The sequence below is a fragment of the Oceanicola sp. 22II-s10i genome, from assembly GCF_002210105.1.
In the GTDB taxonomy this organism is placed as follows: Bacteria; Pseudomonadota; Alphaproteobacteria; order Rhodobacterales; family Rhodobacteraceae; genus Pseudooceanicola.
This window is the reverse complement of the sequence record NZ_AQQU01000001.1, coordinates 1,220,918-1,245,521: the sequence shown is the minus strand read 5'-3', so window position 1 is coordinate 1,245,521 and position 24,604 is coordinate 1,220,918. Positions and strand designations below refer to the sequence as shown.

Annotated in this window: 24 protein-coding genes; 2 read left to right on the top strand and 22 right to left on the bottom strand. The window is 67.2% G+C overall.

All coding sequences use genetic code 11. The annotated features are described in order from the left end of the window. The first annotated feature begins 21 nt into the window (after positions 1 to 21). On the top strand, positions 22 to 999 hold the full coding sequence (locus ATO6_RS06200) for a stealth conserved region 3 domain-containing protein (protein WP_176440840.1): 978 nt from the start codon (positions 22 to 24) through the stop codon (positions 997 to 999). On the opposite strand, the gene ATO6_RS06195 is transcribed toward ATO6_RS06200, so the two are convergent. After that, the gene (locus tag ATO6_RS06195) at positions 939 to 2,054 is read right to left on the bottom strand and encodes a glycosyltransferase family 4 protein (protein ID WP_088623020.1); all 1,116 of its coding nucleotides are present in this window, start codon (positions 2,052 to 2,054) and stop codon (positions 939 to 941) included. The genes ATO6_RS06200 and ATO6_RS06195 overlap by 61 nt on opposite strands. After that, positions 2,051 to 2,749 (bottom strand): CDP-alcohol phosphatidyltransferase family protein, encoded by a 699-nt coding sequence (locus tag ATO6_RS06190; protein ID WP_088623019.1) that lies wholly within the window; start codon positions 2,747 to 2,749, stop codon positions 2,051 to 2,053. Before ATO6_RS06190 ends, ATO6_RS06195 begins: the two co-directional genes overlap by 4 nt. Before the next feature lie 105 nt (positions 2,750 to 2,854). Here ATO6_RS06190 and ATO6_RS06185 point away from each other — a divergent pair, with 105 nt between their 5' ends. Beyond that, on the top strand, positions 2,855 to 3,607 hold the full coding sequence (locus tag ATO6_RS06185) for an NTP transferase domain-containing protein (protein WP_088623018.1): 753 nt from the start codon (positions 2,855 to 2,857) through the stop codon (positions 3,605 to 3,607). Positions 3,608 to 3,616: 9 nt separating this feature from the next. Here the strand turns inward: ATO6_RS06185 and ATO6_RS06180 are convergent, their stop codons facing one another. From ATO6_RS06180 to ATO6_RS06085, 20 genes are all read right to left on the bottom strand, one after another. Then, a complete protein-coding gene (locus ATO6_RS06180; protein WP_088623017.1) occupies positions 3,617 to 4,744 on the bottom strand; it encodes an LptF/LptG family permease in 1,128 nt (375 codons plus the stop codon). Further along, positions 4,744 to 5,871: an LptF/LptG family permease gene (locus tag ATO6_RS06175; protein WP_088623016.1), complete on the bottom strand. Its 1,128-nt coding sequence runs from the start codon at positions 5,869 to 5,871 to the stop codon at positions 4,744 to 4,746. The genes ATO6_RS06180 and ATO6_RS06175 overlap by 1 nt, the downstream gene beginning before the upstream one ends. A gap of 11 nt (positions 5,872 to 5,882) precedes the next feature. Then, a complete protein-coding gene (locus ATO6_RS06170; RefSeq protein ID WP_088623015.1) occupies positions 5,883 to 6,767 on the bottom strand; it encodes a phosphatidate cytidylyltransferase in 885 nt (294 codons plus the stop codon). Then, positions 6,764 to 7,579 (bottom strand): SDR family oxidoreductase, encoded by an 816-nt coding sequence (locus ATO6_RS06165; protein WP_088623014.1) that lies wholly within the window; start codon positions 7,577 to 7,579, stop codon positions 6,764 to 6,766. The genes ATO6_RS06170 and ATO6_RS06165 overlap by 4 nt, the downstream gene beginning before the upstream one ends. Before the next feature lie 2 nt (positions 7,580 to 7,581). Further along, positions 7,582 to 8,691, bottom strand: coding sequence for an inositol-3-phosphate synthase (locus tag ATO6_RS06160; RefSeq protein ID WP_088623013.1), 1,110 nt, complete (start codon positions 8,689 to 8,691; stop codon positions 7,582 to 7,584). 10 nt (positions 8,692 to 8,701) lie between these two features. Then, a complete protein-coding gene (locus ATO6_RS06155) occupies positions 8,702 to 9,274 on the bottom strand; it encodes a DUF4833 domain-containing protein (protein WP_176440839.1) in 573 nt (190 codons plus the stop codon). A 49-nt stretch (positions 9,275 to 9,323) separates the two neighbouring features. After that, positions 9,324 to 10,559 carry an aminotransferase class I/II-fold pyridoxal phosphate-dependent enzyme gene (locus ATO6_RS06150; protein ID WP_217898973.1) on the bottom strand — a complete coding sequence of 412 codons (1,236 nt, stop codon included), beginning with the start codon at positions 10,557 to 10,559 and terminating at the stop codon, positions 9,324 to 9,326. Between the two features lie 247 nt (positions 10,560 to 10,806). After that, entirely contained in the window at positions 10,807 to 11,376 is a 570-nt protein-coding gene (locus ATO6_RS06145; protein ID WP_088623011.1) for a membrane integrity-associated transporter subunit PqiC, read from the bottom strand. Next, positions 11,373 to 13,754: an MlaD family protein gene (locus tag ATO6_RS06140; protein WP_088623010.1), complete on the bottom strand. Its 2,382-nt coding sequence runs from the start codon at positions 13,752 to 13,754 to the stop codon at positions 11,373 to 11,375. Before ATO6_RS06140 ends, ATO6_RS06145 begins: the two co-directional genes overlap by 4 nt. Then, positions 13,751 to 14,413, bottom strand: coding sequence for a paraquat-inducible protein A (locus tag ATO6_RS06135; RefSeq protein ID WP_088623009.1), 663 nt, complete (start codon positions 14,411 to 14,413; stop codon positions 13,751 to 13,753). Before ATO6_RS06135 ends, ATO6_RS06140 begins: the two co-directional genes overlap by 4 nt. Then, complete coding sequence (locus ATO6_RS06130; protein ID WP_088623008.1) at positions 14,392 to 15,024, bottom strand: paraquat-inducible protein A; 633 nt, start codon at positions 15,022 to 15,024, stop codon at positions 14,392 to 14,394. Before ATO6_RS06130 ends, ATO6_RS06135 begins: the two co-directional genes overlap by 22 nt. 80 nt (positions 15,025 to 15,104) lie before the next feature. After that, positions 15,105 to 16,073, bottom strand: coding sequence for a hypothetical protein (locus tag ATO6_RS06125; RefSeq protein WP_088623007.1), 969 nt, complete (start codon positions 16,071 to 16,073; stop codon positions 15,105 to 15,107). Beyond that, entirely contained in the window at positions 16,073 to 16,444 is a 372-nt protein-coding gene (locus ATO6_RS06120) for a hypothetical protein (protein WP_088623006.1), read from the bottom strand. The genes ATO6_RS06125 and ATO6_RS06120 overlap by 1 nt, the downstream gene beginning before the upstream one ends. A 50-nt stretch (positions 16,445 to 16,494) precedes the next feature. Further along, positions 16,495 to 17,643 carry an iron-containing alcohol dehydrogenase gene (locus ATO6_RS06115; protein WP_088623005.1) on the bottom strand — a complete coding sequence of 383 codons (1,149 nt, stop codon included), beginning with the start codon at positions 17,641 to 17,643 and terminating at the stop codon, positions 16,495 to 16,497. A 5-nt stretch (positions 17,644 to 17,648) separates the two neighbouring features. Beyond that, on the bottom strand, positions 17,649 to 19,022 hold the full coding sequence (locus ATO6_RS06110; RefSeq protein ID WP_088623004.1) for an aldehyde dehydrogenase family protein: 1,374 nt from the start codon (positions 19,020 to 19,022) through the stop codon (positions 17,649 to 17,651). Between the two features lie 179 nt (positions 19,023 to 19,201). After that, entirely contained in the window at positions 19,202 to 20,566 is a 1,365-nt protein-coding gene (locus ATO6_RS06105; protein WP_088623003.1) for a glutamine synthetase family protein, read from the bottom strand. 264 nt (positions 20,567 to 20,830) lie between these two features. After that, on the bottom strand, positions 20,831 to 21,868 hold the full coding sequence (locus ATO6_RS06100) for a TRAP transporter substrate-binding protein (RefSeq protein ID WP_088623002.1): 1,038 nt from the start codon (positions 21,866 to 21,868) through the stop codon (positions 20,831 to 20,833). A 56-nt stretch (positions 21,869 to 21,924) separates the two neighbouring features. Next, positions 21,925 to 23,250 carry a TRAP transporter large permease subunit gene (locus tag ATO6_RS06095; protein WP_088623001.1) on the bottom strand — a complete coding sequence of 442 codons (1,326 nt, stop codon included), beginning with the start codon at positions 23,248 to 23,250 and terminating at the stop codon, positions 21,925 to 21,927. Beyond that, a complete protein-coding gene (locus ATO6_RS06090; protein WP_088623000.1) occupies positions 23,250 to 23,846 on the bottom strand; it encodes a TRAP transporter small permease subunit in 597 nt (198 codons plus the stop codon). Before ATO6_RS06090 ends, ATO6_RS06095 begins: the two co-directional genes overlap by 1 nt. Beyond that, the gene (locus ATO6_RS06085; RefSeq protein ID WP_088623434.1) at positions 23,843 to 24,601 is read right to left on the bottom strand and encodes an N-formylglutamate amidohydrolase; all 759 of its coding nucleotides are present in this window, start codon (positions 24,599 to 24,601) and stop codon (positions 23,843 to 23,845) included. The genes ATO6_RS06090 and ATO6_RS06085 overlap by 4 nt, the downstream gene beginning before the upstream one ends. Positions 24,602 to 24,604 lie beyond the last annotated feature (3 nt).

Below are 24,604 nucleotides of genomic sequence, written 5' to 3'. Positions count from 1 at the left end.
CACGGAAAGATGGGGCAGGCGATGACCGGACAAGAGCGGATAGACGTGGTCTATACCTGGGTGGACGACACCTTTGACGGCTATGCCGAGACGCTGGCGAAATATGTCGACAAGCCCGCCGACACGAACCCCAACCGCACCCGCGACAACCTCGACATGCTGCGCTATTCGCTGCGGTCGCTCAGCATGATGCCGGAACTGGGCCACGTCCACATCCTGTCCTGCCGCCCGCAGGTCCCGCGCTGGCTGAACACGGAAGCGCCGGGGATCACGGTGCACCACCATGACGCGGTGATGGATGCGGAGCTGCTGCCCACCTTCAACTCCTTCGCCATCGTCAGCCACCTGCACCTGCTGCCCGGCCTCAGCGACCGCTTCGTGTATTTCGAGGACGACATGCTGATCGCGAATCCGGGGATGATTGCTGGCCTCACCGATCCCGACGGGCGCAGCGTGTCGCACTTCCTGCCCAAGGTGGTGCCCGGCCATGACGCGCTCAAACCAACCGACAGCCCTTGGAACCACGCGCTGGCAACGGCGGTCGAGGTGCTGAACCGGACCTACAAGCGCCGCCCGCGCAATCCCTTCATCCACGGGCCGCAGGTCATCGACCGCGCGCGCTACGGCGAGATGATCGAGAAGTTCGCCCCCGAGATCGAGCGCACCCGCCGCAGCCGGTTCCGGTCGAACGACAACGTGCCGCCGGAATACCTCTATCCCCAGGTCGCGGTCGAGGAAGGCTGGGCCCGCCGCGCCACCAAGGAACAGGCGGCCAAGATGGAAGGCTACGTCAGCATCGAGAACTTCCTGCCGCTGACATGGCTGATGATGCGGCTGAACGAGGGGCGAAAGCCCACGACCTACACGTTCAACGACAGCTTCGGGAAGAACCCGAACCCGCGTGTCGTGCACTATGTCCGGCAGTGGCTGGAAGAGCGCTATCCGGAGCCTTCACCCTGGGAGAAACCGGCGAGGGCGCATGTGTACAGCTCCGTATAGGCCGGGCCGACGGCGCTGACATCATAGGTCATCGCATGGGCGCGCCCCCAGTCGGCCAGCGCCTTCACCCGGTCGGGCGACTGCGCCAGCTCGGCCAGTTTCGCGGCCAGCGCGTCGGCGTCCCCCACGGGGAAGAGCAGGTCGGCCCCCTCGCCCGTCATCACGGTGGCAAATCCGGCATTCGCCGCCGCGACCGGCACGGTGCCCGCCGCCATAGCTTCGATCAGCACCAGGCCGAAGCTTTCGCCCCAGCCGGCGGGCGCGACCGAGACGTCGGCATCGGCGATCAGCCGGATCGCCTCGGCCCGGTCCGGGCTTTCGACCAGCCGCGCGCCTTCGGGCAAGGGTCCGGGCAGCGTGCCGCGCCCGGCGATCACCAGCTCCGCATCCTTCAGCGCTTCGGGCCGCCGGGCCCACGCCCGCAGCAGCACGTCGACCCCTTTGCGCGCCTCGAACCGGCCTAGGTAGGCGACACGGAACGGCCCCGGCCTGCGCGTGCCGGTGTCGCCTGCGCGCCAGTCGCTCAGATCAATGGTCGGCGGCAGCACCAGCGGCAGAGGGTCCAGCCCCTTGGCCGCCCATTGCCGCCGGGGGGCTTCGGATGGGACGACCACGGACGCCATTCGGGCGTTGAAGTAGTGCCCCGCGCGGGTGATGAACCGCTCTTCCAGATCGGGGCTGTCGCTTTCGGGCAGCGTCGCGTGAAAGGTGGCGATGGCAGGCAGACGCATCGCCCGCCAAACCTGCCAGGCCAGCATCGGCGTCCACGGGGTGTGCAGATGCAGCACCTCGGCGCCCCAATCCCGCAATTCGCGCCTGAGCCTCCGCAGCGCCAGCGGTCCGGCAAACGAGAACTCGAACCCGGTGCCGTGGATCGACACTTCGCGCGCGCGGCCAAGGGGCAACAGCCCCGGTTCGTGGTGATCGGCACGGTCCGGGCTGACGATACGGACCTCGTGCCCCTGCGCCGACAACCAGCCGCACACGTCGCGCACGTTGCTCTGGACGCCGCCGGGGCGGGCCATCGGATAGGGCGTGACCTGAACGATCTTCACGTCCGGTCCGTCCGCAGCAGTTGCGACAGCGCGTCCGCCACGTCGATCAGGGAGTAGGCCACAAGGCACCAGACCGCCGCAGGCCAGTGGGCCACCGCAAGAGCCAGAAACGGGATCGCGCCCGATATGCCTGCCACGAAGGCCGTCACCATCGCCAACGGTGTCCACGGCGCGCGTCCAGTCGTCGGCGCGCCGCCGGCCTCGTCATGGTAGACGCGGGCCAGCAGCCGGGCCCATGCGGCGGACAGGCCGACCACGGTCCAGACCCCGAACATTTCCCCCACTGCGCGGTCGGCCAGCAGACCGATCGAGCCGTAGAGCAGGCCCCAGAACATCATGTCCACCGCAAGGTCAAGCCGCGCGCCCAGCTCGGACCCGCCACCATGCCGCGCCACGTCCCCGTCCGAACAGTCGAGCGTGATCACCGCGAACCCGAGGATCACGACGGACCAGACAGCCGCCTGAAACGGCAGCAGCGCCGCCGCGACCGGCATCGCCAGCGCCAGCGCACCGCCCGCCAGCGTGATCGCGTTGGCCGATATCCCGATCCTCATGCACAGTGCGGCCAGCAGGAAGGCAGGCCAGCGGTGCAGGAGCACCATGACCCAGTTCCCGCGCAGCTCTTCCTGAAACTTGTCCGATCCCAGATAGCTCCGCGCCAGGGCGGCCGGGCCGGGAGTGTGATCTTGCGGCACGCGCCTGCTCCGTCTTCCCCTGCGTCGTTCCAATCCGAACGTGACGAACGGATGGCGATACTGTAAACGTCCGGTGTCATTTATCCTTTCGGGGGAAAAACGGAAATGGGCGATATTACGGCCGTCATCGTGGCCGCCGGGCGCGGCGTCCGCATGGGGGAACGGGGCCGCATGACCCCGAAGGGCATGATCGCGCTGGACGGCATCCCGCTGGTCCGCGCCTCGGTCATGCACCTCGCGTCGCGCGGGATCGACCGCGTGCGGATCGTCACCGGCCACCTCGCCGACATTTACCGCAGCGAATTCTCGGCCGCGCCGGGGATCGAGCTGCTGCACAACGCGGGCTTCCACGAAAGCGGCTCGCTCCGATCGCTGCAGATCGGCCTCGAAGGGCTGACCGGGCAGATCCTGATCCTCGAGTCGGACATCATGTACGAGGCCCGCGCGCTGGACCCGCTGGTGGCCGAGGACGCCACCGCGCTGGTGCTGTCGGGCGAGACCAAGGCGACGGACGAGGTCTATGTCTGGCAGACCGCGGACGGGCACCTGCTGGACATGAACAAGAACATCGACCACCGCCCCGAGGACCATCGCGGCGAACTGGTCGGCATCAGCACCGTCGCGTCGGGCGACATGGGTGCCTTCAACGCAACGATGGAGCGGCTGCTGTCCGAGGATCCGCGCCGCGACTACGAAGGCTGTCTGGTCGCGCATGCGGCGGAACGCCCGTTCGGCCTGCACAAGATCGACGACCTGGCCTGGGCCGAGGTCGATGACGAGCAGATGCTGGAACGTGCCGCCGCAAAGGTATGGCCGCGTGCCAGCGCCACCCTTCCGCCGCGCGCCCGCGCGGTCTGAGGTCCGGGATCAGCCGAGGGGCAGCCGCCTGCCCTTCGATTCCTTGTTCAGCAGCCACTGGAGCGTCAGGGTGATCGCCAGCGCCAGCAGCGCCGGCACCAGCACCGCGGCGGGCGCCGCCATCGCGCCCTGTTCCCCGAGCGCAAGGAAGACCTTGAGCGACAGCGTCACGAGGTAGCCGCCAAAGGCCATCGCGACGAGGATCGGCACCCGCGTCACCCGCCCCCGGAAACCCGTCATCGCAAGGCTGGCCCCCAGAAAGGCGAACAGCCCCGGCAGCAGGAATATCGTGGCCCGCCGCCAGATCGTCGTCTCGATCTCGGGATCGCCCGGCATCGCCGCCGCCCGCGCCAGCAGCACATCCTGCGGCAGGTAGAAGGGCGAAGGGCGCAGGTATTCCAGCCGCTCCGGCGTGATCCACAGCGGCAGGTCGAGACTGTCCACCGGATCGCCGATCAGCCGGGTGCGACCGTCCGCCGTCCAGACCTCGGCATCCTCGAACCGCCAGATCCCGCCCTCCAGCGGCCGTACCGCGTCGGCCCGGATCAGCCGGTCGAAGCCAAGCCCGGTCAGCCCCTCGAAGTAACTCACGTTGCGCAGTTCCGGGCGCGGCCCGACAAGCACCTGTCCGGCGATGGCGCGGTCATCCTGAACGAACCACGTCTGGTCGTCGGTCAGCCCCTGCGCGAAGCGTTCGGCGTAATCGCCCGCGCCCAGTTCCACCTGCGCGAACACCGCCGCCGGGCGCCAATCGCGCTGCAGCTTCCATTCCAGTGCGCCGGTCGCCAGCCCGATCCACGCCAGCGCGGCGAAGGTCGGCAGCGCGGAAACCCCGACCGAGGCAAGGATCACCGTTTCCAGCAGCGCCCGCCGCCGGATCTCGGCCAGGAAGGCACCGAGCAGCGCCGCGACCGGCAGCAGCCGGGTGACGATGTCGGTCGCGCGGTATAGCGTGTATTCGCCCAGCACCAGCAGCATCGAACGACCTTCGGCAGCGGCCTGAATGCTGTCGAAGCTCTCGGCGAAGTCGATCATCAGCGCCACGAACAGCAGCACCGACTGCACCGCGACAAAGGCGCCGATGTGTTCGCGCATCGCGAGCCGCATGGCCCGGCCGGTCAGAACCCGCGTCGCCATCACTCGCGCCCCGGACGGATCAGCGCTTCGCCCGCAAAGGCCAGCCCGATCAGCGGCACGCCGATCGCGCCGAGGGCGATGGCCGCCGCCATGCCCGACAGTGTAAGGCCGGACCCCGCGGCGCCGAGCGCCGCGCGGCAAACGAGGTCGAACAGCACCAGCGACACCAGCGCCAGCGGCAGGGACGCGGCGCGGATCCGGCGCTGCGTGCCGCCCCAGACCGCCAGCAGGGCGATCAGCGCAGCCGCGGGGACCAGCAGCGCGCGGGCCCAGACCTGCGCGACGCGGCGGGTGTCGCCGGTCGTGTCCTCCACACCCCGGAACATCGCGCCGAGCAGCGGCAGCACCGTGCGCTCGTCCGACCGGCGGTCCTGGTCGAGCACCGGCAGCACGTCGACCATGGCGAACCCGACGTTCACCGTGCCCGCCGCCATCCGGTTCAGCCGCGCCTCGGCCTCTTCGCCGCGCAGCCGTGGCAGGTCGCCGAAGGCCGTCACCTGCCCCAGCCGGAATGTCGCGTCGCCTTCGGGGTCGGGGCCCAGAACCTCCCAGTCCCCGGCGAAGGCATAGCGCCACGGGGTCGAACCGGCTTCGCGGCGGACCATCAGCGAGGGCGGTCCGCCCTCTGCGCCGGTGGCCACGAAGTCCACGCCATTGGCCACGAAGGTCGTGCCGCTTTCACCCGGCGACGAGATCTGGTTGCCGATGCTCTGCACCGTCAGGCTGTGAACGGCCACGCGCTGCGCATAGCTCGACGCCGGGGTGATGATGCCGGCCATCAGGAAGCTGAGGACACCGCCGACCAGCCCGACCACGGCGACCCCCGCGACCAGCCCGCGCACCGGTGCACCGGCGGCAGCAACGACCACCAGTTCGCCGTCACGCCGCGCCCGCCCGACGGCAGCGTTGACGCCGACCAGCAGGGCGGCGGGCAGAGCGAGATCGAGGATGCCGGGCATTTCCCACGACAGCAGCAGCACAAGGTCAAGCCATGTGCCGCCGGTGCTGACGACGGTGTTCAGCAGCCCGGTGAACTGTTCCGCCAGGAAGACGATCTCGACCAGGGCGAGGATCGCCAGCGCGGTGACAAGCGTGGGGCGCAGGACAAGGCGCAGATAGGGACGCATCGCTGCATCACCTACCACATCGCGGCGGAGGCGAGCACCACCGCCAGCGCGCCGCCGGTGGCGATCCAGGAATCGAAGATGTCGAACAGCCCGCCCTGATGGGCCACCAGTTTCGGATAATCCTTGACCCCCATGGCCCGCTTCATCCGCGAGGCGCTCAGGTCGCCGGTGACGGTGAAGACGCCGATCAGCAGGGCAAAGCCGATCGCCTGCCAGACCGACACGGCGGACAGCAGCGCGGCGGCGACCAGCGCGGTGAGGACCAGCATGATCGCCCCGCCGGCCAGACCCTCGATCGTCTTGTTCGGGCTGAGCTTCGGGAACGCCTTGCGCTTGCCGAACACCTTGCCCGCCAGCAGGGCGTAGCTGTCGAACGTCTCGATCCCGATCCACGCGGCAAGGAACAGCGCCTCGTTCCCGCCGGTGCAGGCAATGGCGAAGCCCAGCGTCGGCAGCACCGGAAAGACCAGCAGGTCCGCGGCCGGTTCCTTGGGCGACATGATGCGCCAGGCCATGGCCCCCAGCCAGCCGAGCGCCAGCAGCATCACCGCCACCTGCCAGGGAAAGATGAACAGCACCAGCAGCAGGGCCGCCGCGCCGATGGCCCAGACCACCGGCTGCGATCCCGGCACGGGGCGGAAGCGGATCGTCGCCGCCTCCCACACGATGCGCATGGTGAACAGGACAAAGGCGGGGCCCATCAGGACCGGCGCGAAGAAGAAGATGACAAGGACGACGCCGACGATCATCGCCTCGGCGTTCAGGATCGGCCAGATCTTCCGCGCGCCCTCGGCGGTCGCGGCGATGCGGGTCATCGCAAAGACCACGGCATAGCCGAGCGCCAGCACGATCAGTGCCGCGAGGACGACGCCCTGTGTCGCCCCGTCTGCGATCATTTACCTGCCACCTTGCGGATCACCCTGCCCTGATGCCAGCGCATGATCGGCCAGATCAGCGGCGCAATCCAGTAGAGAGCGCTCATCTGCCAGCCGGGTGTCACCGCAAAACGTCCCCTGTCCATGCCCCTGAGCAGCGCGGCGGCCACGTCCTCGGGTTTCCAGAGCCCGCCGCCCTCGCTGATGATCTTGGTCGCCTCGGGCTTGGTCCGCATCTCGTATTCCAGCATCGGCGTGTCGGTGTCGGGCGGATAGCAGAGCGTGACGGCGATGTCGTGCGGCGCCAGTTCCACGCGCAGCACCTCGGCCAGCGCGCGGACGGCGAATTTCGACGGCGCGTAGGCGCCGTAACCGTAGATGCCGAAGAAGGCTGCGCCGGAGGACACCAGCGCCAGTTGACCGCCGCCCGCGTCCTTCATGATCGGGGCCGCGACATGACACAGGTTCAGCGTGCCGACGTAGTTCGCGTTGAACTGCGCCTGATGCGCCTCGATGCGCTGTTCAAGGAAGACACCTGGCTCGGCCAGACCCGCGCTCGCCACCACCACGCCCGGCGCGCCGTGTTCGGCGATGGCATGGGCGGCGGCGGCCTCGACGGCGGCGTAATCGGTGACGTCGCAGGGAATGCAGGAGACGACGGCGCCCGGAACGTCCTTGCCGATCAGCGCGGCGGCAGTCGCCATGCGCTCCTCGTTGCGGGCCAGAAGCACAACTGGCCGCCCTCGGGCGGCCAGTTGTCGGGCGACCTCGAGCCCGATGCCGCTCGACCCGCCCGAAATCCAGGCCGGGGCGTGCTCATCGGGCTGGGTCATTGTCAGGCGTTCCCGTCGGCGAACTCGACCATCTTGCGATAGGCTTCTTCGTCGCCCATCTGGACCGGCGGGTGCTTGAAGATGAAGGCGGACGCGGCGGTCACCGGACCGGCCATGCCGCGGTCGCGGGCGATACGGGCGCAGCGGATCGCCGCCAGCGCCTCGGCCGCCGCGTTCGGGCTGTCCTCGACCTCCAGCCGCATCTCGACCGAGGTCGAGACACCGCCGAACAGACGGCCTTCCAGACGGATGTAGGCGACCTTGCGGTCGTTCAGCCACGGCACATAATCCGACGGACCGACCCGGATCTCGTCATTGGCGAGACGGGTCTTCATGCTTTCCTGCACCGCTTCGGTCTTCGACTCGCGCTTCATCGCCAGCCGGTCGCCGTCCATCATGTTCAGGAAGTCGGTGTTGCCGCCGACGTTCAGCTGATAGGTCCGGTCGATCTGCACGCCGCGCATGTCAGCGAGCTGTGCAATCGCACGGTGCATGATCGTCGCGCCGAACTGCGCCTTGAAGTCGTCGCCCAGAACCGGGATGCCGGCGGCTTCGAACCGCTTGGCCCAGGTCGGGTTGGACACGATGAAGACCGGGATGCCGTTGACGATCGACACACCTGCCTGCAGCGCGCATTCGGCGTAGAACTCGACCGCGTCGATGGAGCCGACGGGCAGGAAGATGATCAGCACTTCGGCGTTCGAGCTCTTCAGAACCTCGATCACCTCGGTCTTGGACATCTGCGGCTCGGGCGAGACCTGGAACGCGCGGTGCGGGTTCTGGTTCTTCATGAACGCAGACACGCCGTCGAGGTCCGGACCACGCAGCACCTTGGCCTTGTGCTCCGACACCTCGGTTTCGAAAATGGCCGTGCAGTTCGGCTCGGCCATGATGGCCTCACCCAGCGGACGGCCCACCTTGCGCGCGTCGACGTCGAAGGCCGCCACGAATTCGATGTCGGACGGCGCGTAGCCGCCAAGCTCGGGGAAGCTCACGCCGATGGCCTTGTCACCCATCCGCTTGCAGTAGCTTACGCCTTGAACCAGCGAGCTTGCACAGTTGCCGACCCCGGCGATTGCGACCCGGATCGGGGCCTTCTTGTCAGTTGTCATTCCAGCTCTCTCAGCCGTTAACTTTATATGTTTCCATCACGTACTTGCCCGACGGGGCACGGCCGATCAGTTTCAGCCGGGTGACCTTGGGCAGCAGCCCGCTCTCATCCACGTCGAGGTAGGCGTAAACCAGTCGTGCATCGGTGTCGCCCATGCGGGAAAACAGCGCAGGGCGGCCATCGACCACCTTGAGCGTCATCACCTTGGACGGCAGCGCCTTGAAGCTGACGTTATAGGTGCCGTCGCCATTTGCCTTGGACGACACGCCATAGGCCATGCTGCGTTCCATCGACCCGAGCGCCTTGGCCTCGCCGCTGGTGTTGTACCGGCGCCAGTAGGCGGAGACGGGGGTCTTGGGGTCGATCTGCCCGCCGCTGACCTTGGTCGCATAGACCACGGTGTTGGCGTTGGACGAGCGCTGGATATAGAAGACCTGCCCGCCGTCGCGCGGCGTCTGGTAGGCGCCGTTCACGACCGGCATTGCGCCGGACACGGCACGGTTCTCCAGCGACAGCTGAGGTGCAGCCGTGGCCGGGGCCGCCGTCAGTGCGACAGCGGTGAGAAACGCGAGAAAGAGCGCCATCAGCCCCCTGGCAAAAGCCGGGGATGCAGTGAAGGTCTGTGTCATTGAGTTACGTACCGACAGCCTGGCCGGAGAGATCAGCGGTCATCTCCGCTGCGTGCTGCAGCGCCGTGATCACCCGGTCGATGTCGGCCTCCTCATGCGCGGCGGAGATGAAGAACCGGATGCGCGGCAGGTCCTTCGGTACGCCCACATGGACGATCGGCGGCGCGTAGATCCCCTGTTCCAGCAGGATATGCGAAACCGCAAGCACCTGCGCCTGCGTCTGGAACAGCACGGGAACGACTGCCTCACCGACCGCGGTGAAAGTGTTCAGGCCCGCCGCACGGGCCTTGTTCAGGAACATCTGGCTGTTGCGGCGCAGTTTGCGAACCCGTTCGGGTTCCGCCTTCAGCAGGTCGAGAGACGTCTGCGCGGTGGCCAGAGTGGCGGGCGAGAGGCCCACCGAATAGACGAAGCAGGGCAGCGTGAACCGGAGCCATTCGATGACCTCTTTCGAGGCGGCGATGAAACCGCCCGAGGAGGCAAAGCTCTTGGAAAGCGTGCCGATCTGCAGCTCGACCCGCTCGGGGTCGACGCCGGCACGTTCACACAGGCCGCGGCCCGTTTCGCCCAGAACGCCGTAGGAATGCGCCTCGTCCAGAAGGAGCCAGGCGTCGTGACGGTCCTTGATGTCGACCAGCCGCGGCAGGTCGGCAAGGTCGCCGTCCATGGAGTAAAGTCCCTCAGCCGCGATGAGAACGCGGGCGTAGTTCGACCGTTCCGTCTCCAGGATATGCTCCAGGTGATCGAGGTCGTTATGGCGGAATTTCTTGTATTCGAACCGTCCGGCCTTGGCCCCCATCACGATGGAGTTGTGCGCGAGGTCGTCGGTGATGACCAGATCGCGCGGCCCCATGATGTGGCTGATGATGGACATGTTCGTCAGGTAGCCCGAGATCATCGCCAGCACGCCGCCGACGCCAAGGAACTCGGCCATGTCTTCTTCGAACTTGCGGTGCGCGGTGCGCTCGCCGCCGACGAGGCGGGAGGCGCCGGCGCCCGAACCGAAGGCGTCGATCGCCTCTTTCGCCGCGGCGTTCATCCGCGGGTCATGCATCAGACCGAGATAGTCGTAATGCGCAAAGCTCAGGAACCCGCCGGGCACATCCTTTGCAGCAGCGGCCAGGGCGTCGACCTGGGCGAACCAGGGATGCCCACCTTCGAGCAATGCCTTGCCTGCCATTTTGAAACGGCGGCGTGCATAACCTTCGAAACTCGAACTCTTGGGGTTCGGCTTATCCACTCTTCCCTCCGGCGCGGGCGTCACTGTTCTGGGTTCGGGGCCGAAAGGGAATTCAAGCTGACGGACACCGATCGGACGCACTCTTAGAGATCATAAATCCGTCACGCAATGCAAGAAAGGGGAAAGGCCGACATGCCGGCGACGCTGTGCCGGGGATGACAGTTACGTCCCGTAATATGCCGATTTCCGAAACATTTGTAACACAGTCCGTGAACGCTAGGCCAATTTCCGCGCACACGGGGGCAGGTCAGCGCAGGCCCTTCTGGGCGATCAGCCGGGCCAGGTCGCGCACGACCTCGCCGCGCGCGGCCGCGATGGCCGCCGCACCGCCGCCCGGCGTGATCGGTGCGCTGAGCGAAAAGAGCCCCGACCGGTCCCGCCCGCCGTTGTCCGGCGCGACGAAGTACTGGCCGGACATAAGGAAAAGCGTTTCGCCGTCCGCGAACATCTCCTCGACCCGGACATCCACGGTCGCCGCAGCACGATCGACGAAGGGCCAGGGTTCGGGCGCGACGCGGGCGCCGGTCATCTGCGACAGGTATCGCGCCAGTTCCAGTGACACCGCCCGCGCGGGCTCGTCCGACCACAGCATGCCGCTGGACGTCAGGGCCCCGCCCTTGCCGCGAACGTGGATTTCGTCGCCCGCCGCGTAGGTCGGCAGCGACACCTGCCGCACCTCGACCGAGCGGAAGGAAATGCCGATCCGGCTGGTTTCGACCGGTGCCGCGGGGACCGAATAGAGCTCGGACTTGCCGCCGCAGGCGGACAGGATGGCAAGGCCGAACAGGGCGGGGATCAGGGACAGGCGCACGGTCATCTCCTTCCGAACAGCAGCGAGTTCGGATTGCGTTCAAGGGCGCGCGCCAGCGAGCTGACGGCGGCGGCGGCGCGTTCGACTTCTCTCAGCGCCTGCGAGGCTTCGCGTCCGACACCGTTCGAGGCATCGTAGCCGCGCAGCATCTCGGACGCCTGCCCCAGCACCGCCTGTGCCCGGCGGATCAGCGCGGGCAGGTCGGTGGCGGCGGCGGAAATCGCATCGGCCGCGTCGCTGGCCGAGGCGAAGGTGCGGTTGGCGTTCTCGATCACCCCGCCCTCGCGCAGATCGTCCAGCACGGCGCGCAGGCTGGCCAGCGCCTCGGACAGGTCGGCGGGCAGTGCGCGCGCGGCATCCGTGCCGATAAGCGCATCGGCCGAGGCCAGCAGCGACGACAGGCGGTCGGCCAGTTCGTCCAGCGGCAGCTCGCCCGCCTTGGCAGCCACGGCGTCGATCTTCTCGATCAGCGCGGGCACCCCATCGACCGAGGCCGACAGCTTGGCCGCCGCCTCGCTCACCGCGCTGAGCGCTTCAGCGGCATTGCCAGCCACGTTGCGTTCACGCAGGTCGGCCAGCAGAGTGCTCAACTCGGTCAGGCTGTCGGTCGCGGCGGCAGGCAGGGCCCGTGCCGCATCGGTGCCCAGAACGGCATTGGCGCTGTCGGCCACGTCGCGAAGCTGGGTCACGAGGTCCTCCAGCGGCAGGGCGTTCGCCTTGGCCGCCACGGCCTCGAGCTGTTCGATCAGGGTCGGCACGCCAGCCACGGCTTCGGAGGCAGACGTGCCCGCCACCGCCACGGCATCGACCGCGGCCAGCAGCCGCTCGACCGAGCGTTCGGTGTTCAGACGTTCCACCAGCGTCCGCAGCTCGGTCGCCGTGCGCGTCAGCTCTACCGGCAGTTCCTGCGCGGCCTCGGACCCGATCAGCCCGCGTGCGTCACCAAGCAGCCCCCGCAGATCGCCGGGCACCTGCCGCAGGTCGTCGTTGGCGATGAACCGGCTCACGTTGTCCATCGCGCCGATGGCGGACTGCATCAGCCCTTCGATCGGCAGGCTGTTGATCCGCTCGAACAGGCCCTCCGCGGTGGCCGACACATCCGCGATCTGGCTGTCGGTCGTGGGGATCAGCGGGTTGGGTCGCGCGTCGACATCCAGTTCCGCCGGTTCGGCGTCATCGACCATCAACAGCTCTATCTTCAGACCACCCGTCAGGATCGACGATGTCACAAGCCGTGCCCGCAGCCCCTCGGCCACCTGGCTCCGGAAGAAGTCGAGCGCCACCTGCGGCGACGAATTTCCATCCGGCAGGCCAAGCCGCGAGGGCCGGATCGCCATCGTCGCCGCCAGCCGCACCCTGCGGTCGCCGAACCGTTCCTCGTCCACGATGCCGTTGACCGACTGCACGCGCCCGACCCGGACCCCGCCAAGGTCGACCGGGCTGTCGGAGGCGAGGCCGGCGACGTTGTCCTCGAAGATCGCGGTCAGCATCAGCGGCGTGCCGTCGGATTCCGCGAAGACGCTCGCGCGGGCCGAGGATTCGTCGGTGTAGACGGAATAGACCGTGTCCGGGTCCACCGCCTCGCCCCCCGACACCACGGTCGAGAAGGTGATCCCGCCCGAGATCAGCGAGGCGATCGAGGAGAAGTCGATCTCGGCCCCGTTCGGCCCGAAGCTGAAGGTGAAGCCGGAGCTTTCCCAGAACCGCGTGGCGGACGAGATCAGCCGGTCATGCGGCGCAAAGATCAGCGCCGGGGCCTCGACCGTGCTGCCGTCCTGCGACACCTCGGCCCGGCCGATGCGGCCCACCTCGATCCCGCGATAGACGATCGGCGCGTTCTCGGTCAGGCCCGAATCCCCGGTCGCGCGCAGCCGCAGCTGCAGCCCGGTGCGCCCGTCCCGCGAGAGCGGCGCCTCGTCCAGACCGTCGAACCGGACCGGGAAGGTGCCCGAGGGCTCCGTATCCCACAGGCCCTCGATGAAGACGCCGGTCAGAACCGTGTCCAGCCCCTCGATCCCCTCGGTCGAGATGCGCGGGCGGACCACCCAGAACTGGCTGTCGCCGTCGACGTAATCCGCGACTTCCTTGTCCAGACGGACGCGGACCAGCACCTTGCTTAGGTCCTCGGTGAACGTCACCCGCTCGACGATGCCGACCGCGACGTCGCGATACCTCAGCTCTGTCTCGTTCGCGGCCATGCCGCTGGCGTTCTCGAAGGCGATCTCGATCACCGGGCCCTGGCTCTGGTAGGTCTGCCACGCCACGCCAAGCGCAATGATCAGCGCGATCAGCGGAATCACCCAGACGATGGACACACGTTCCCACACCGACCGCCGCACGGGCTGAACGGGCACGGAAGGGGGAGTGTTGGCGCTGTCGCTCATCCGGCGCGGTTCCTCAGTTCTGCGGCTCGCGCCTGTTTATCTACGACCGCATCGGGATCCCAGATCATCCGGCTGTCGAAACTCTGCGCCGACAGCATGGTGAATATCACCGACAGCGCGAAGTAAAGGCTTGCGGGACCGGGCACAATGGCCGCCAGCGCGCCGAGCTGGACCAGCGAGGACAGCAGCGCCACGACGAAGACGTCGATCATCGACCAGCGCCCGATGTATTCGACCACCTCGTAGAGCTGCTGTCGCCGGATCCGGCTCATGCTGCTGCCGTGGCGCACGCTCATCGCAAGCGCGGCGATCACGGCGAACTTGCCCATCGGGATCAGGACCGAAGCGACGAGGATCACGATCGCGACCCCCCAGTTGCCATGTTCGGCCAGTTCGACCGCGCCGCCGACGATCGTGTTTTCCTGCTGGATGACCAGCGTGCGGGTGGACAACATCGGCAGGACGTTCGCGGGCACGTAGCAGGCCAGCCCGACCACCCACCACGCCCAGACCTTCTGCAGCGCCAGGTGGTCACGGGATTCGATGGTGTGCCCGCAACGGTCGCAGACCTCGGTGCCCGCGGGCCAGACCCGCGTGCAGCGCTGGCAGGCCACCAGCCCCGCCTCGCGCGCGGACCTCACGCCTCCAGGGATTTCCATACCGAATACCTGCAAAGAAAGCTGTCCTGCACGATGACCAGCACCACCAAGACGGAAAACATGTAGAACGCCGGGCCGAACTCGACCTGCGCGAGGTCGGCCACCTTGACCAGCGCCACCGCACAGCCGATCGCAAAGATCTCGGCCATCGACCATGGGCGCAGATCCTCGGACATGCGGAACGCCGCCTTGGCACCCCGCGCAGGCGGACGGTCGAAGACGATGGGCACCAGCACGTAAAGCATCAGAAGCGCCCTGAGCACAGGGATGAACACGATCAGCGCGGCCACGGCCAGAGCGAGCGCAAAGAAGAGACCGCCCTGGAACGACAGCGCGGCGTCGAGGACCGAACTGGAATGCGAGGCGCCGCCGATGCGGATCGTCAGGAAGGGGAACAGCGTCGCCGCGACGACAAGGATCACCACCGTCAGCGACACCGCGATCAGCCGCATCCCGGCCCCCTTGCGCGGGGCGATCAGCACCGTGTGGCACCGCGCGCAGACGGCGCGTTCCATGGATGCCGGTTCGCTCGCCTTGTAAAGGGCGTCGCATTTCGGACAGGCGATCAGATCGGCAAGATCTTCGCCGGGAATGGGTGTGGTCGGGTGCATGGCAGCCGTATGTGTCCCGCAGCAGGATTGCGTGAAGGGTATAGCAGCACGCACCGGGGTCAACCACCCGAACCGGGTGGCTAAGGCTCTTTCGTGACTAGGGAAAACTGCCGCTGCCCTCGCCAGTGCCCTTGGCTGACGTAAATCAGGTCCATCGACTTCTCGATCCGCTCCAGCACGATCACCGCCCCGTCGGTGTCGGGCCAGGGCGGTTCGCCTTGGTATCCGAACCCGCCGTGATCAGCCGGCACCACCCGCCAAGCTTCGGCCCTCGCCAGCAAGCCCGGCGGCACCAGCCCCGCGCCATCCTCGGCCACCGAGAGTCTGGTGCCGTCGAGACAGAGGAGCAGCGCCGGTGCATCGCTGTCGTCGCGGGCAATGGCAACCGCATCCGGGGCCGGGCCTCCGCCGAACTGCCCGGTCAGCACCGGGGGCGCTGGCCATTGGGCCAGCCGCCAGCGCCCGAAGTCGACCCCGCATCCGGCAAGGAACGTCGCACCCTCAGGCGCGTCCGACTTCGGCACCGGCCATGTCAGGCAGAGATCGAGCGTGACCGTCAGCATCCTTGCGCGCTGTCCGGCCTCCGGTGGCGTCAGGACGACGTCCCGCAGGACCAGCAAACCACGACCGGGCGCAGCATCGGCATCCGCCGGCTCCCCCGGCCGCACACCCGCGGTTCCGGCAAGGCCCGGATCGAAGCGGATGTCGCGTGCCGACTGGGGCGCGTTGACGTCTCCGGCATTCGGACCGGTGTTCGCCGCGTTCCTGAAATGCCAGCCCGCCAGATCGCGCGGGTCCACACCGAAGCGCGGCGCGCTCATCCCGCTGATGTCCCGCCGCGCCGCATCGGTGACACGGGCGCTCCAGCCGTGCGGCGCGGGGTCGAAGACCAGCACCAGCCCCGGACCGAAACCGATGGCCTGACGCTCACCCGCCTCCAGCCGGATTCCATCCTGCGAAAACGCCTGCCGTCCCTCGGCGGCTGGACAGATCATCGCTGCCGCACCGGATGGGACCAGCGCCAGCAGCCACAGCGCCAGCCAGCGCATCAGTCCGTCGCCGGGGCGGCGGGCGCAAGCGCAGTGGCGGGGCGGTCCGGCGGCGGCGCGACGTTGATCGGATCGGCATAGCGCGCCCAGAGGATCACCCCGATCAGCGCCACGACGCCCAGCAGCGCGATCAGGATCGGCACCCGCCCCGCCCATCTGAGCAGAGGCGTCTCGGCGCGCCGCGACACGGACCACAGCGCAATGGCCACGAACAGCCCGAGGGCCTGGAACTGGAAGAAAAGGGTGACCCGGTTCATTCCGCGCGTGAACCCGAAATCGGTGGGCGCGGTATTGGCCGGGACGATGATCGACAGGGCGCAAAGCACGATCCAGAGGATCAGGAGCCCCAGAATGAGAGCAGGTCGCGACATGAAGGCATTTCTCCAAATGCCTTCATGCTAACCGGAGCGGCCCCTATGGCCTACCCGGCAATTTCTTCGAACAGCGCGCGGGTGTTCGCCTCGGTCATCTCGACCGGGTTGCCGCCGGTGCTGGGATCCTTCAGCGCCGCCGCCGTGAGGCGGGCGAAATCCGGATCCTTCACCCCGAGCGCCTTGAGCGTCTTCGGGATCCCGAGGCTGTCGTTCAGCCCGTCGACATAGGCTTTGAACCCCTCGAAGCCGCCCTCGATGCCCAGATAGCCCGCCGCCCGGTCGAACCGCCCCGCGATGGCATCCGCGTTGAACCGCAGCACGGCGGGCATGCAGACCGCATTGGTGGTGCCGTGGTGGGTGTGATGGATCGCCCCGATCGGATGGCTCAGCGCATGGATCGCGCCGAGGCCCTTCTGGAACGCCACGGCGCCCATTGCTGCGGCGGACATCATGTTCGCCCGCGCCTCCAGATCGCCGCCGTCGGCATAGGCTTTCGGCAGGTTGTCGACCACCAGCCGCATCCCCTCCAGCGCGATGCCCTGGGACATCGGGTGATAGTGCGGCGAGGAATAGGCCTCCACGCAATGCGCGAAGGCGTCGAGCCCGGTGCCCGCCGTGATGTGCTTCGGCATCCCCACGGTCAGCTCAGGATCGCAGATCACGACCGAGGGCAGCATCTTGGGGTGGAAGATGATCTTCTTCTCTTCCGTCACCGAATTGGTGATGACGCCCGCGCGCCCCACCTCGGAGCCTGTGCCCGCCGTGGTCGGCACCGCCACGATGGGCGCGATCCCGGCCGGGTCGGCGCGGGTCCACCAGTCGCCGATGTCCTCGAAATCCCACAAGGGGCGCGCCTGCCCCGCCATGAAGGCCAGCGTCTTGCCGAGGTCCAGACCCGAGCCGCCGCCAAAGGCCACGACGCCGTCGAACCCGCCCTCGCGATAAACCTTCAGCCCCTCGTCGACGTTCTTCTCGTTCGGGTTCGGGTCGACGTCGGAAAAGATCGCCGCGCCCAGACCCGCGCCATCGAGGATCGCCAGCGCGTCCTTGGTGATCTGCATCCCCGCCAGACCCTTGTCGGTCACAAGCAGCGGCTTCTGGATGCCCGCCGCGATGCAGGCCTCCGCCAGTTCGGAAATACGCCCCGCGCCAAAGCGGATGGCGGTCGGATAGGACCAGTTGGCTTTCGGTGCCATGTGGGTCAGCCCTTCTTCAGGTGGTAGGATTTCGGACGGGTCAGCGCGTGGTAGCCCAGCACCGACAGACCCGCGCCGCGCCCGGTGTCCTTGCAGCCGGTCCAGCACAGCGCCGGGTCGAGGTAATCGCAGCGGTTCATGAACACCGTGCCCGTCTCCAGCCGGTCGCCGAGCGCCTCGGCGGCCTCGACATCCTTGGTCCAGAGCGACACGGTCAGACCGTACTGGCAGTCGTTCATAAGCTCGACCGCGTGGTCGTCGTCGCGCACCGGCATGATACCGACCAGCGGGCCGAAGGTCTCCTCGGTCATCACCGCCATTTCGTGGGTGACGTCGGTCAGGATCTGCGGCGTGACATAGGCCGCACCGTCATCTTCGGGGAAGGTGTCGATATGGGCGGTCGCGCCCATCTCCAGCGCCTGCGTCAGCTGATCCCGCACGACCCTGGCAAAGCGCACGTTGGCCATCGGCCCGATCGTCGTCTCCCGGTCCATCGGATCGCCCAGCTTGTAGGTCCTGACCAGCGCCACGGCCTTCTCGACGAACTCGTCATAGCGGCTCTCGTGCACGTAAATCCGCTCGATCCCGCAGCAGCACTGGCCCGAGTTGAACATCGCCCCGTCGATCAGCCCGGCCACGGCGGCGTCCACATCCGCATCCGCCCGGACATAGCCCGGATCCTTGCCGCCCAGTTCCGTCGCGACCTGCGTGAAGGTCCCCGCCGCCGCCTTCTCCATCGCGCGGCCCCCGCCGACCGAGCCGGTGAAGTTCACCACGTCGAACGCGCGCTCCGCGATCAGGGCCGAGGTCGTGTCGTGATCCCAGTGCACGTTCCGGAACACATCTTCGGGCACGCCCGCCGCATGGAACGCCTCGGCCAGATGCTCGCCCACCATCAGGGTCTGGGTCGCGTGTTTCAGGATGACGGTGGAGCCCGAGATCAGCGCGGGCGCCAGCGTGTTGATGGCGGTCATGTAAGGATAGTTCCACGGCGCCACGATCAGAACGACACCCGCCGGCAGCCGCTTGATCATCCGCTTCGCGGTGTTGCTGTCTTCGACCATGATCGGCGCCAGCGCGTCCTTGGCGATCGAGGCCATGTAGCTCGCCCGATCGTTGAACCCGCCGAACTCGCCGCCGTAGCGGATCGGCCGGCCCATCTGGAGCGCCAGTTCCTTCGCCATCCGCTCCGTCTGTTCGCCGATCTTCGCGACCCCGGCCATGACGAGCTCGATCCGCTCCTCGATCGGTCGCGCCGCCCAGAGCTTCTGCGCCGCGCGCGCCTGATCGGCGGCGGACTGCGCGGCCTCGAGGGACATCACCGGACGTTCGGCCAGCACCGAGCCGTCGATGGGGGAAATCAGGGTGAGTTTGGTCATCTGTCTTTACTCAGCACAATCGAACCGCGTGTAACCCTCGCGGAACAGAGGGGCGGGACGACCCGCGGGGTGGCGCGGCACCGCTCAGGCGCCGGACGGCTCCCAACTCAACCGCAGTGGTCTCTCGAAGATCGCCTGCGATCTTCTGCCGACCGGCGATTGCGAGCAATCGCCTGTGATCATGACTTCTCGAACCCGCGCGCGATTTCCCAGTCCGTCACCACGGCGTCGAACGTCTCCTGCTCGACCTCCGCCGTGCGCACGTAGTGGTCCACCACGAAATCCCCGAACGCCTCGCGCAGCATGGCCGAAGCGCGCATCCGCTCCGTCGCCGCCCCCAGCGAACGCGGCACCTCGGGGACCGAGGCATCGTCGTAGATGTCGCCCGTCACCGGCCCGTCCAGAGTCAGCCCTTCCTCGATACCCTTCAGCCCGGCGGCCAGCAGCGCCGCCTCGGCCAGGTAGGGGTTCATGTCCGAGCCGGGGATCCGGCACTCCATCCGCACGCCCTTGGTCCCCTCGCCGCACAGGCGGAACCCGGCGGTGCGGTTGTCCACCGACCACGCGATCTTGGTCGGCGCGAAGGTGCCCTTGGCGAAACGCTTGTAGGAATTGACATAGGGCGCCATGAACCACGTGACGTCGCCCGCGTATTTCAGCATCCCGGCACAGAAACTCTTCATCAGGTCGGACATGCCATGCGGGGCGTCCTTGTCGAAGAAGGCAGGCGTGCCACCCTTCCACAGCGACAGGTGGATATGCGCGGCGGAGCCGACCTTCCCCGCTTTCCATTTCGCAAGGAACGTGGCCGACACGCCCTTCTGGAACGCGATCTCCTTGATCGCCTGCTTGGCGATGGTGTGGTGATCCGCGCAGTCCATCGCGGCGGCGTAGCGGATGTTCAGCTCCTCCTGCCCCGCCTCGGCCTCGCCCTTGGAATTCTCGACCGGCACACCGGCGGCGACCAGATGGTTCCGGATCGGCCGCATGACGTGCTCCTCCTTCATCGTCCCCAGCATGTGGTAGTCGATGTTGTAGGGCGAATAGGGCTTCAGCTCGCGATAGCCCGAGCGCATCAGGTCGTTGTAGGTCCCCTCGAAGAAGAAGAACTCCAGCTCCGTCGCCATCATCGGCGTCAGGCCGAGCGCCTCGGCCCGCGCGATCTGCGTCTTGAGCATCGCGCGCGGCGAATGCGGCACGTCCTCATGGGTGTGGTGGTCGAGGACATCGCACAGCACCATCGCCGTCCCCTCGAGCCAGGGCACCAGCCGCAGCGTCTCCATGTCCGGCTTGAGCACGTAGTCGCCATAGCCCGCCGCCCACGAGGTCGAGGCGTAGCCATCGGGCGTCGCCATGTCGATGTCGGTGGCCAGCAGGTAGTTGCAGCAATGGGTCTCTTCCCATCCGCTTTCCACGAAATGCACGGCGGTGAAGCGCTTGCCCATCAGGCGGCCCTGCATGTCGACGAGGCACACCAGCACCGTGTCGATCTCGCCCGCCTTGGTCGCTTTCTTGAGATCGTTGAAGGAAAGATTGCCGGGCATCGTCGCGTCCTTTCAGGGTCGTCGGTCGGGTAAGGCCCCCGCACATATGCGCGGAGACCCGGGATTCGCAATGCGGGGCGGTGTCGGCTCCGGCTCAACCCGCCAGGGCTTCGCCCGTTCGCGGCTGAAAACGTCCATTGGACGTTTTCTTTTTCGCCGCTCACCCCCCGCCGGAGGCATCGCGTATCCCGGCCACCGGCCGGGATACGCCAAGTAAAGGTGTGCGCGGCCCAACGGGCCGCGCTCATTCAGGTCAGGCCCGGATCAGAACGTGTACGGAGGTCCGGCCTGGTTGATGACGCCGTTGTACTCTTCGAAGATGCCGACGATCTTGGATTCGATCTCGCCTTCCTGCGCGATCTCCTTCCAGAACTCCTTGGCCGCGTTCTCGACCTCGGCCCATTCTTCCGGCGGCACGGACCGCAGTTCCAGCTTGTCGCCGGTCGCCCGCAGCTTCGCCTCGCCGCCCCAGTACCACTGGTTGCGATAGGTGTCGGCGGCCTTGATCGCGGCCATGACCAGCTGCTTCAGGTGATCCGGCAGATCCGCCCAGCGTCCCTGGTTGGCGAAGATCGACCCGATCCAGGCGCCCGAGATGTTGTTGGTCAGGAAGTAGTCGGTCACGTTCGCCCAGCCTACCGTGTAATCCTCGGTGATGCCCGACCACGACATGCCGTCCAGCTCGCCCGTCTGCACCGCGACCTCGGCATCCTCGTAGGGGATGTTCACCGGCACCACGCCGAACTTGGCCAGGAACCGGCCCGCCGTCGGGAAGGTGTAGAGCTTCAGCCCGTCCAGATCGCCGAGCGTCGTGATCTCCTTCTTGGTGTTGAAGTTGCACGGATCCTGCCCGGCCGAGGACAGCCATGTCACGCCGACCTTCTCGTATTCCGCCTTCCAGATGTCGGCCAGGCCGTACTGGTTGAACAGCACCGGCACGTCGAGGATGTGCTTGGTGGCGAAGGGGAAATAGCCGCCGAACTGGCGCACCGGCGTCGGCGAGGCCATCGAGTCGTCATCCGAATGCACCATGTCGATGGTGCCGCGCTGCAGCGCCTGGAACAGCTCGCCCGTCGGCACGATCTGGTCGGCGAAGTAGAGCTCCACCTCCATCTCGCCATCCGCCGCCTCGTTGATGAAGTCGACGATGGGCTTGGTCACATGCTCGCCCAGGGCGGCGCCCGCATAGGTCTGCATCCGCCACTTGATCGGCTCCTGCGTGCGCCCGATCCGCGGGGCGGCGAGCGTCGCGGGCGCGGCCATCGCGGCGGCGCCGAGCAGCTTTCTTCTGGAAATCGTCATCTCTTCTATCTCCCTGTTTCGGGTTGGGTTGTTCGCCCCCTGTCCGGGGGTCTGGTTCAGTTGTTGTAAATCAGGTCCGGCAGCCACAGCGCGATGCCGGGGAACAGCATCAGCACGACGAGTGTCACCACCATGACGCCCACGAAGGGGATGATGGAGGTGTAGATGTCCTTCAGCCCGATCTCGGGCGGCGCCATCGCGCGCATCAGGAACAGGTTGTAGCCGAAGGGCGGGGTCATGTAGGCGATCTGGCAGGTGATGGTATAAAGCACACCGTACCACACGAGATCGAAGCCGAGCGCGCCGACCAGCGGCACGTAGAGCGGCGCGACGATCACCAGCATCGCGGTGTCGTCCAGGAACGTCCCCATCAGGATGAAGCTCAGCTGCATCAGTACGAGGATCCACCACGGGCTGAGGCCCAGCTTCTCGGTGAACAGGCTCTCGATCGCCTTGACCGCGCCCAGCCCGTCGAACACCGCGCCAAAGGCCAGCGCGGCGAGGATGATCCACATGAACATGCAGGAAATCCCCAGCGTGTTCCGCACCGTCGTCTCGAAAACCTGCCGCGTCATCCGGCCCTTCACCACGGCGGCGAGGAAGGCCGCAATGGCCCCGATGGCCGAGCTTTCCACCAGCGAGGTCCAGCCCTTCACGAAGGGCACCATCATGACGAAGAAGATGCCGAGCGGCAGCAGCCCTGCCCCCAGCAGGCGCAGCTTTTCCCGCATCGGAACATTGCGCTCCTCGCGGCTCAGCACCGGGCCGAGTTCCGGCTGCAACCGGCAGCGGATCGCGATGTAGACGATGAAGAAGAAGGCCATCATCAGTCCCGGCACCACGCCCGCCAGCCACAGCTGCCCGACCGGCTGCCGCGCGATCATCGCGTAAAGCACCAGCACCACCGAGGGTGGCACGAGGATACCCAAGGACGATCCCGCCTGGATCACCCCTGTCACCATCCGCTTGTCATAGCCGCGTTTCAGCAGTTCCGGCAGCGCGATGGTCGCGCCGATGGCCATCCCGGCCACCGACAGCCCGTTCATGGCCGAGATCAGCACCATCAGCCCGATCGTCCCGATGGCCAGCCCGCCGTGCAGCCCGCCCATCCAGACGTGGAACATCTTGTACAGGTCATCCGCGATCCGGCTTTCCGACAGGACGTAGCCCATGAAGATGAACATCGGCAGCGTCAGCAGCGGATACCACTTCATCAGCTTCATCGCGGCGGCGAAGCCCAGGTCATAGCCGCCTCGGTCGCCCCACAGGAACAGCGCCGCCACCACGGCGACAAAGCCGATGGCCCCGAACACCCGCTGACCGGTGATCAGCATCAGCATCATGCTCGAGAACATGAGGATCGCGATCATCTCGTAGGACATCAGGCCTTGTCCCCCATGTCCTCACCCCGGATGCGCAGGATGTCCTTGAAGAACTCGCTCAGGCACTGCAGCAGCATCAGCAGGATGCCGACGCACATGATCAGCTTGACCGGCCAGATGATCGGCCGCCACGACGAGGACGAGCGTTCGATATAGCCCATCGGCTCCGTCGCGCCCTCGATTCCGCCGGTGACGAACCCGCCGATCACCCGCCCGAAGAAGGCGAAGAAGTTGCCGCTGAAATCCCCGAGGCTGTAGGCCAGCGACGCCAGCCCGCCCCAGAGCAGGACGATCAGGTAGAAGATCAGGAAGAAGACGGTGAAGCCGTCGACCCAGGCCTTCTTCTTCAGCGACCATTCGCCATAGAGCAGGTCCATCCGCACGTTCGATCCCATCTGGATCGAATAGGGCCCGCCCAGCACGTAATAGGCCACCATGGCGAATTGCGCCATTTCCAGCGTCCAGAGCGTCGGCGTGGCGAAGACCTTGGAATAGGAGGACCACAACAGGATCCCCATCATCACGAAGATCCCGTACATCACGACCCGCCCGATCCAGCGGTTCATCCGGTCCACGATGGCGATGAAGCGCCTCATGCCAGCGCCTCCAGCGCGTCCCTGACCACCACTGCCAATGCGCGGCCCATCTCCGCCGCCGCCGCGTCGGTCGCGATCAGGTCATTGCGCACTTCGATCATCACGTTGCGTCGCCCCGCCCCGTGCAGCTTCAGCGTATGCGTCACCCCGTCGGCGGCGCTGTAGGGCACGTTGAGCTCAGCGCGTGCAGGCAACGCACCGGCCTGCGCCATCATCGCCTCCGCCAGCGCCGGATCGGCATCGTGCAGTATCCCGATCTCGGCGTCGCGCGGCTGTCCGAACCAGACCGGCGTGAAGGAATGCACCGTCACCATCGCCGCGTCCTGCCGCGCGGCCAGAACCGAAGCAAGGGCCTTAGTGAACGGCTCGTAGACCTCGCGCACCCGCGCGCCCCGTGCCTCTGCCGTCAGACCCCGGTTGCCCGGCACCTCGATGACCTCGGATTTCTCGGGCATCGCCCCCGGCGCCTCGGGTGGGCGGTTGCAGTCGTAGACCAGCCGCGACACCCGCGCGGCGACCAGCGGCGCATCCAACACCTCGGACATCGCCCGCGCCATCTCCAGCGCGCCCGGATCCCAGGCCGCGTGGCTCAGCCGGTCGGCCTCCTTCAGCCCCAAGCCATCAAGCGCGACGGGCACGAAGGCGCTGGCATGTTCGCAGACGAGAACGACATCGCCCGCCCCGCCGGGGTTCAGAACCTCGACCGGCGCGCCCTCGTCGGCGCTCAGTATGCTGTCAGGCTGGGCAATCGTCATGGC